Here is a 7626-nt window from a genome sequence, read left to right as displayed (position 1 = left end):
AGGGACAAATCTATACAAACTACCGACTACCCAACAGCGCAAACTTCGCATAGTGTGCGCCTTGGTTTCCCGAACAAGTTTGACCGACCGCCACCGGGGGGACAGCTCAACCATGGCAGTAGACACGGACACCGCGACCCAAGCGAAGATCGTCGTCGATGACGGTGGAGCGCTCACACTCTTTATCGGGGACTCCGCTGAACCCGCGGCGGAGGACGCCACGAACATCGCCGTCTTACGCATCCTCATGGACCGTGCGGAAAAGCTCGAGCGCAGCCTGACGGTTGCGACGGAGTACCCCAGCGGCCACAGCACCTACTACACCTTGCGGCCGGACGGCACTATGGACGCGGAGCCTGACGCCTCCTAGCGCTCTGCGCCAGAGACCCGCCGCAGGGTCTCGTTGTCCAGATGGACGAGCGTTCTGTGTCGGATGACACATTCGTGCCGCGATGGGCCAGGACCCAGCTCTTCACAGTACGGAAAGAGTCATCCGGCACGGGCCGTGAGCGCCGTTTAGAGGTCGCGCGGATCGGGCCGAAGGATCACCAGGCGACTGGTTACGTCGCGTACATCGGGCCCGGTCGGTCTCTGGCCCGGCTGGGCTTGAGCCTGGTGATCCCTTCGCCCAATCCGCGCGACCTTGGCAGAACTCGAAGAGTAGATCAGGGACCGATACGTCGACGGCGACGCTGCTCTTTGAGGCGGCGACGCTGAGACGGGTCGAGCATCAGATAGCCAGCGGCCGGGATGCCGACGATCGCGACGAACGCGAGCAGCTTCAACCAGCCTGGCAGCAGCAGGAAGATGATCACGCCGACGGCGATGCCGCCGACCACAACAGGTGTGTTCTTCGCCATGGCCGTACCTCTCATCGCGCCGGCTCTTTCGTACTCAAGCCCCAGTCTATGCCTACCCACGGCGCGGGCAACGCCGCGGACATTCCTCTCTCCAAGCACGCTCACTGATGTGCCAGAATGACAGCTCCAAGGTCCTCCAGCGTGGGAGGTTCGAGCAATTTGTTCGTAGTTGTGCAAGCAGGCGCCACGAGAATATCTAGCGCCCACCGACGGCACGGGCACGCCGCGTCCACGAACGTCGGACAGCGATGAAGGTAGCCGTCGTACGCGAGACCCGCGAGCATGAGAGACGGGTCGCTCTGGTACCCGAACTGGTCGGCCGATTGACCGGAGCCGGCCTCGATGTCGCTGTGGAAGCCGGTGCCGGGCGCACCGCTTTCCATAGCGACGACGACTACCGATCCGCCGGTGCGGCCGTGACCGACAACGACGCGCTGGAAGGCGCCGACGTCGTGCTGTCCGTGCAGCCGCTGGAGCCGCCGCGGTTCGTGGAACTGAAACCCGGCGCCGTCACGCTGTCCTTCCTGTCCGCCGCGAGCGAGCTGGGGGTCGTCAAGGCAGCGCGCGATTCCAACGTCACGGCGTTCGCCATGGAGCTGGTCCCCCGGATCTCCCGGGCGCAGTCCATGGACGCACTCACCTCGCAGGCGCTGGTCGCCGGCTACCGCGCGGTGCTCGTCGCCGCCGAGCGGCTGCCCCGCTTCTTCCCGCTGTCGATGACGGCGGCAGGCACCGTCCCGCCGGCCCAGGTGCTGGTGCTCGGCGCCGGAGTCGCCGGGCTCCAGGCGATCGCGACCGCCCGGCGGCTCGGCGGGCGGGTACAGGCTTACGACGTCCGCGCGGCCGCCGCCGAGGAGATCCGCAGCCTCGGCGCACGCTTCGTCGAACTCGACCTGCCGAGCCTGGAAGGCGCCGGCGGCTACGCGCGGGAGATGACCGAGGAACGCGCACAGCAGCAGCGCGACCTGCTCGCGCCCCACGTGTCCGCCGCCGACGTGCTGATCACCACCGCGGCCGTGCCGGGACGGACTGCGCCACTGCTCGTCGAACGGGGCGCGATCGAGGCGATGAAACCCGGCAGTGTCGTGGTCGATCTCGCAGCGGAGTCCGGAGGAAACGTCGAAGGCAGCAGACCGGGTGAGGACACCACCGTGGGCGGGACCCTGCTGTGGGGCGGACTCAACGTGCCTAGCCAGCTTCCGGTCCACGCCAGCCGGCTGTACGCCGCCAACCTCGTCAACCTCGTACTACTGATGACCAGCGACGGCACGGTCACCGTCGACCTGGACGACGAGATCATCGACGGCGTATGCGTCACCCATGAAGGCGCCGTGCGGCATGAGGCCGCCCGGGCGGCGCTGGCAGAGGAGGGCTGATGGACTCGGAGATAGCGCTCCTGACGATCTTCGTCCTGGCCGCGTTCACCGGATACGAGGTCGTCTCCAAGGTATCGTCGACGCTGCATACTCCGCTGATGTCCGGCGCCAACGCCATCCACGGCATCATCCTCGTGGGAGCGGTCCTGGTCACCGGCCATGCCGACGGCGGGATCGAGCTGGCCATCGGGGTCGTCGCCACCGTGCTGGCGACGCTGAACCTCGTCGGCGGGTTCGTCGTCACCGACCGGATGCTGGAGATGTTCCGAGGCAAGAAGGCACCGGCAGGTGGCCCACCGGGCTCGAATGGTGAAGGGCCTCCCGGCGATGCCTCGACAGGCGGATCCACGTCCCTGGGAGGCGGCGCGTGATCGATACCTGGGCTCAACTGGCCTACCTCGCGGCCGCCGTCTGCTTCGTTCTCGCCCTCAAAGGGCTCTCCTCCCCGAAGACCGCCCGAAGCGGCAACCTGCTCGGCGCCGTCGCCGCGCTGGTGGCGATGGTGGTCACCTTCATCGCCTACGACCTGGACAACCTGCCCTGGATCATCGGCGCGATCGTGGTCGGCTGCGCGATCGGCGTTCCTGCCGCTCGCCGGGTCGCGATGACTGCCATGCCCCAGCTGGTGGCGCTGTTCAACGGCGTGGGCGGCGGCGCCGCGGCATTGGTGGCGTCCCTGGAACTGTCCACGGCCGACACCGTCTTCCCACTGGCCGCGGCGGTCCTCACGGTGCCGGTAGGCACCATCGCGTTCAGCGGTTCCGTGGTGACGTTCCTGAAGCTACAGGAGCTGATCACCACTCGCCCGGTGACGCCACCGGCGGGACCGACGCTGTTCAGCCTGTCACTCGTCGCCACGCTGGTTCTCGCGGTCTTCCTCTACGCCGGCGATGGCGAGACCGCCTGGCTGGCGGCGGTCCTGGGACTGGTCGCGCTCGTTGTCGGTGTGCTCCTGGTACTGCCGGTCGGCGGCGCCGACGTACCGATCGTGATTTCCCTGCTCAACGCCGCCACCGGCATCGCGGTAGCCGCCGGCGGCTACGTGCTCGGCAATGCTCTGCTGCTGATCGGCGGCACGCTGGTCGGCGCCAGCGGCACCATCCTGACCCGGCTCATGGCGCAGGCCATGGGGCGTTCCATCAGCTCCATCCTGTTCGGCGCCTTCAAAGGCGGCTCCACGGCCGGCGGCGGTGACGTCTCCGAGCGCCCCGTCCGGACGGCCGCGGTCGACGACGTCGCCATCATGCTCGGATATGCCCAGAAGGTCATGGTGGTCCCCGGGTACGGCCTCGCCGTCGCGCAGGCGCAGCACACCATCCAGGAACTTGCCGAACTGCTGCAGAGCCGGGGTATCGAAGTGGCCTACGCCATCCATCCCGTAGCCGGCCGGATGCCGGGTCACATGAACGTGCTGCTCGCCGAGGCCAATGTCCCGTACGAACAGTTGCTGGAGATGGACACGGCCAACGGCCAGCTGCGCACCACAGACGTCACGCTCGTGGTGGGCGCCAACGACGTCGTCAACCCGGCGGCCCGCGACTCTCCCGGATCGCCCATCTACGGCATGCCTATCCTCGACGTCGACCAGTCGCAGGCGGTCGTCTTCCTCAAGCGGTCGATGCGGCCCGGGTTCGCGGGAATCGAGAACGAGCTGCTCTACAACGCGAGGACGACGCTGCTGTTCGGAGATGCGAAGGAGTCCCTGACCGGCATCGTGTCCGCCGTCAAGATGCTGTAGGCCGCGTGGACGCTTGCTGCAGCGGCGGCTAGGCCGCGTGGAAGCTTGCTGTCACCATAGCGACAGCGTGGAAGCTTGCTGCAGCGGCGCTTAGGCCGCGTGGACCCTTGGGTACGCTTACTCGGCCAGGCCGTAGAGGCGATCCCCAGCATCACCGAGGCCGGGGACGATGTACCCCTTCTCGTTGAGTCGTTCGTCGACGGCGGCGGTCACGATCGTGATCGGCACACCGATCTCCGCCGTCTCCCGGTCTACCAGCTCCAGCCCTTCCGGCGCGGCCAGCAAGCAGACGGCCGTGATGTGGTTCGCGCCCCGCGCGGCGAGGTATCCGATCGATGCCGCCAGCGTGCCGCCGGTCGCCAGCATCGGATCGAGCAGATAGCACTGACGGCCGGTGAGGTCGTCCGGCAGCCGATTGGCGTAGGTGGTGGCTTGCAACGTCTCCTCGTCGCGGATCATGCCGAGAAATCCGACCTCAGCTGTCGGCAGCAACCGCGTCATTCCGTCCAGCATCCCGAGCCCGGCCCGCAGGATCGGCACCACGATGGGCTTCGGGGAGGACAGCTTCACCCCGCGCGCCTGCGCGACTGGAGTCTCGACCTGAATCTCGGCGACTCTGGCGTCCCTGGTCGCCTCGTAGGCGAGTAGCGTCACCAGCTCATCGGTCAGCAGGCGGAACGTCGCCGAGTTCGTGTTCTTGTCCCGGAGCACGGCAAGCTTGTGGGCAACGAGCGGGTGGTCAACGTCAAGCAGGCGCATGAGCACAGCATGCCATGCACACGCCACGACGTGGCTGCCCGGCAGCGTCCATCTGCCCGCGTTCGGCGTCCATGCCCACGGCCACTCCGGCGCCGTTCCAGGGGGCCCTAGACTTCGCACTATGGCGTCCCCGGAACTCAGCGCCGCGCTGCTCCGTACGCATGCACCGGCGATGCGCGAGGCGCTGGAGGAAGCGGCCCACGCGCTGGAGGTAGGCGACGTCCCGGTGGGCGCCGTCATCCTCGGCACGGACGGACGGGTCATCGGCCGCGGACACAACCGCCGTGAAGTCGATCAGGATCCCACCGCCCACGCCGAAGTGCTGGCGCTGCGGGACGCGGCTGCCAACAGACGAACCTGGCGGCTGGACGGTGTCACAGTCGTCGTCACGCTGGAACCGTGCGCCATGTGTGCCGGGGCCTTGGCGCTGGCGCGGGTTCAGACCGTGGTCTACGGGGCGACGGATCCGAAGGCCGGCGCGGTGGGATCGCTCTGGGACCTACTGCGGGACCGGCGTTCGAACCATCGGCCCGAGGTGATCAGCGGCGTCCTCGCCGATGAGTGCTCCGCCGTGCTCAACTCGTTCTTCACCGGCCGGCGGGAGCACTGAATCATCCACGCGTGCCCTGCCGTCCTGGATGGCAGGGCACGAGCCGAGCCGATTTCACCTGACGGCGCCGTCTCCGGTACCCTCGACGACGGTAGCGTGTCCGAGCGGCCTAAGGAGCACGCCTCGAAAGCGTGTGAGGGGGCAACTCCTCCGTGGGTTCAAATCCCACCGCTACCGCTGAGATGGACGGGCGGCCGGCGGGTCATGCCACACCGGCGGCGAGAGGGAGCCAACGGCTTCCTTGAGTCGCCGGTATCTGGCAAACAGGACCAGCCGGTGCATGTGGTTTTCGTGGCGTGCCCCGACGACCACATGTGATTGTGCTCACGTCGAGTGAGCACAATCCGTCTCGTCGTTTCGTGCGCGGGGATGGCCCCGCCGCACCGTGCCATGCAAGAGCCCGTTCCGACGACCACGCCGGGGCGGGCTCTTCGCATCTGCAGCGTGCGCACCGCAGGTCATGGCAGGCTAGACGGACGGGGAAGAAAGGGCACGCGTGGACGTTCCATCGCTCAACGTGTTCCTACTGGTCGGCGCGCTAGTCCTAGTCGCCGCGGTCCTCGCCGTGCGCGCCAGCGTCCGGTTCGGTCTGCCGACCCTGGTGCTCTACCTGCTGATCGGGGTCGCGCTGGGGGAGAGCGGGCTGGGGATCCAGTTCGATGACCCGCATGTCGCGCAGTCCCTCGCCTACGCAGCCCTCATCATCATCCTGTCCGAAGGTGGACTGACGACGCGCTGGGACGAGGTGCGTCCATCCCTGGGAGTCGGTGTGGTGCTGGCCACGGTCGGCGTCGGTGTCAGCACCGCCCTCGTCGCGCTCCTCGGGCACTACGTGTTCGGACTGAACTGGACCCTGGCCATCTTGCTCGGCGCGGTGTTCGCGCCCACCGACGCCGCCGCTGTCTTCTCCACCTTGCGACGCGTCCCGCTGACCAAGCGCATGTCGAGCGCCCTGGAGGCGGAGTCCGGGCTGAACGACGCGCCCACCATCGTTCTCGTCGTTCTGATCAGCACGAACCAGGCCGCCGACGACGGCCCGTTGATCGTGGTCCTTTTGATCCTCTACCAGCTGCTCGCGGGCGCCGGAATCGGGTACGCGGTGGGACGGCTGGGCTCGATGATGCTGCATCGCATCGCGCTGCCCACGCCCGGCTTATACCCGCTGATGATCATGACCCTCACCGTGCTCGCCTACTCGATCGGTGCGTTCGCCCAGGCCAGCGGGTTCGCCGCCGTCTACGTGTCCGCTCTGGTCCTCGGCAATACACGGCTCCCGCACCGCGCCGCCACTCGTTCCTTCGCGGAAGGGCTGGCGTGGGTGTCGCAGATCGGCCTGTTCGTCATGCTGGGCCTTCTCGCTGTTCCATCGGAGATGCCCGGGGCCTTCCTGGCGGCGGTCGTGTCCGGTGTGGTGCTGACGTTCGTCGCCCGGCCGATCGCCGTGTGGGTGTCGACCGTTCTCTTCAGACTCCGCCTGCCCGAACAGCTCTTCCTGTCGATGGCCGGCCTGCGTGGGGCGATCCCGGTTGTGCTGGCCACCATCCCCCTCGCCGAGAACGTCGAGGACGCCGACTGGCTGTTCGCCGTCGTATTCATCGTTGCGGTGTTGTTCACGCTGCTCCAGGCGCCAGCGCTGCCATGGCTGGCGAACCGGCTCGGCGTAGCGCCGGGCGTCGACGCCCATGATGCCGAGCTCGAGTCGGCTCCGTTGGAACGGGTGGAGGCCGACCTGATCCAGGTCCGGGTACCGCCCCGGTCACAACTGCACGGCGTCACCATCAGCGAGCTCAGGCTCCCGCCCGGTGTGACCGTTCCGCTGCTCGTGCGAGATGAGCAGACCGAGGTCCCGGATGAACGCACCAAGCTGCGGTACGGCGACGAGATCCTCATCGTCGCGCCTCGTTCGCTACGCGCGGCTACCGAGCGCCGGCTACGAGCGGTGGGTAGGCGAGGCCGGCTGGCCGGCTGGTTCGGCGAGGAGGGCCGCTGACCGGGGCCGTACCCGGCGGGCACCTCATGCGCAGGAATCGGCCGTCGCGTCGGGCTCCGGCATGTCGTCGAGCCCTTCGAAGTCCTCGCCGATCACGAGGTCCACGGATTCGGACGAGCGCTCGTCACGCACCAGGACTGAACCCGGCACCATCGCCGCGACCAGGCCCGCCGCCGCTTCCATCTCCGGATGCAGCCGGATCTCCGCTGATTCCTCGACCGACTCCTCCAGAGGGTCATTGGCCACGTCGAGGATCGTGAATCCGCGATCGCGCATCTCGGACGCCACCTGCT

At 67.7% G+C, this 7626-nt stretch carries 9 protein-coding genes and 1 tRNA gene; 7 read left to right on the top strand and 3 right to left on the bottom strand.

Translation table 11 applies throughout. The annotated features are described in order from the left end of the window. Positions 1-112: 112 nt before the first annotated feature. Positions 113-370, top strand: coding sequence for a hypothetical protein (locus ELR45_RS35185; protein ID WP_165367760.1), 258 nt, complete (start codon positions 113-115; stop codon positions 368-370). Between the two features lie 295 nt (positions 371-665). Here ELR45_RS35185 and ELR45_RS13860 read toward each other — a convergent pair whose 3' ends face one another. Continuing rightward, positions 666-860, bottom strand: a complete 195-nt coding sequence (locus ELR45_RS13860) for a hypothetical protein (protein WP_129666907.1) — start codon at positions 858-860, stop codon at positions 666-668. Between the two features lie 248 nt (positions 861-1108). Between ELR45_RS13860 and ELR45_RS13855 the strand changes: the two genes are divergently transcribed. From ELR45_RS13855 to ELR45_RS13845, 3 genes are read left to right on the top strand one after another with little or no spacing between them, the layout of a single operon-like run. Continuing rightward, positions 1109-2236, top strand: a complete 1128-nt coding sequence (locus ELR45_RS13855) for an NAD(P) transhydrogenase subunit alpha (RefSeq protein WP_129666905.1) — start codon at positions 1109-1111, stop codon at positions 2234-2236. Continuing rightward, a complete protein-coding gene (locus ELR45_RS13850; RefSeq protein ID WP_129666903.1) occupies positions 2236-2607 on the top strand; it encodes an NAD(P) transhydrogenase subunit alpha part 2 in 372 nt (123 codons plus the stop codon). The genes ELR45_RS13855 and ELR45_RS13850 overlap by 1 nt, the downstream gene beginning before the upstream one ends. After that, complete coding sequence (locus ELR45_RS13845; protein ID WP_129666901.1) at positions 2604-3974, top strand: NAD(P)(+) transhydrogenase (Re/Si-specific) subunit beta; 1371 nt, start codon at positions 2604-2606, stop codon at positions 3972-3974. The genes ELR45_RS13850 and ELR45_RS13845 overlap by 4 nt, the downstream gene beginning before the upstream one ends. Before the next feature lie 117 nt (positions 3975-4091). Here the strand turns inward: ELR45_RS13845 and upp are convergent, their stop codons facing one another. After that, on the bottom strand, positions 4092-4733 hold the full coding sequence (gene upp / locus ELR45_RS13840; RefSeq protein ID WP_129666900.1) for a uracil phosphoribosyltransferase: 642 nt from the start codon (positions 4731-4733) through the stop codon (positions 4092-4094). A gap of 121 nt (positions 4734-4854) precedes the next feature. On the opposite strand from upp, the gene tadA reads away from it, so the two are divergent. The 3 genes from tadA (at position 4855) to ELR45_RS13825 (ending at position 7333) form a co-directional block, all read left to right on the top strand. Then, on the top strand, positions 4855-5343 hold the full coding sequence (tadA, locus tag ELR45_RS13835; RefSeq protein ID WP_240759692.1) for a tRNA adenosine(34) deaminase TadA: 489 nt from the start codon (positions 4855-4857) through the stop codon (positions 5341-5343). A gap of 90 nt (positions 5344-5433) precedes the next feature. Continuing rightward, positions 5434-5520: transfer RNA gene (locus ELR45_RS13830), tRNA-Ser, on the top strand. 319 nt (positions 5521-5839) lie between these two features. Further along, positions 5840-7333 (top strand): potassium/proton antiporter, encoded by a 1494-nt coding sequence (locus ELR45_RS13825; RefSeq protein WP_129666898.1) that lies wholly within the window; start codon positions 5840-5842, stop codon positions 7331-7333. A 24-nt stretch (positions 7334-7357) separates the two neighbouring features. On the opposite strand, the gene ELR45_RS13820 is transcribed toward ELR45_RS13825, so the two are convergent. Continuing rightward, a partial coding sequence (locus tag ELR45_RS13820) for a LytR C-terminal domain-containing protein (RefSeq protein ID WP_165367759.1) occupies positions 7358-7626 on the bottom strand: 269 nt, incomplete at its 5' end.

Source organism: Phytoactinopolyspora endophytica, from assembly GCF_004138495.1.
In the GTDB taxonomy this organism is placed as follows: domain Bacteria; phylum Actinomycetota; class Actinomycetes; order Jiangellales; family Jiangellaceae; genus Phytoactinopolyspora; species Phytoactinopolyspora endophytica.
This window is presented reverse-complemented; position numbering and strand designations above follow the sequence as displayed.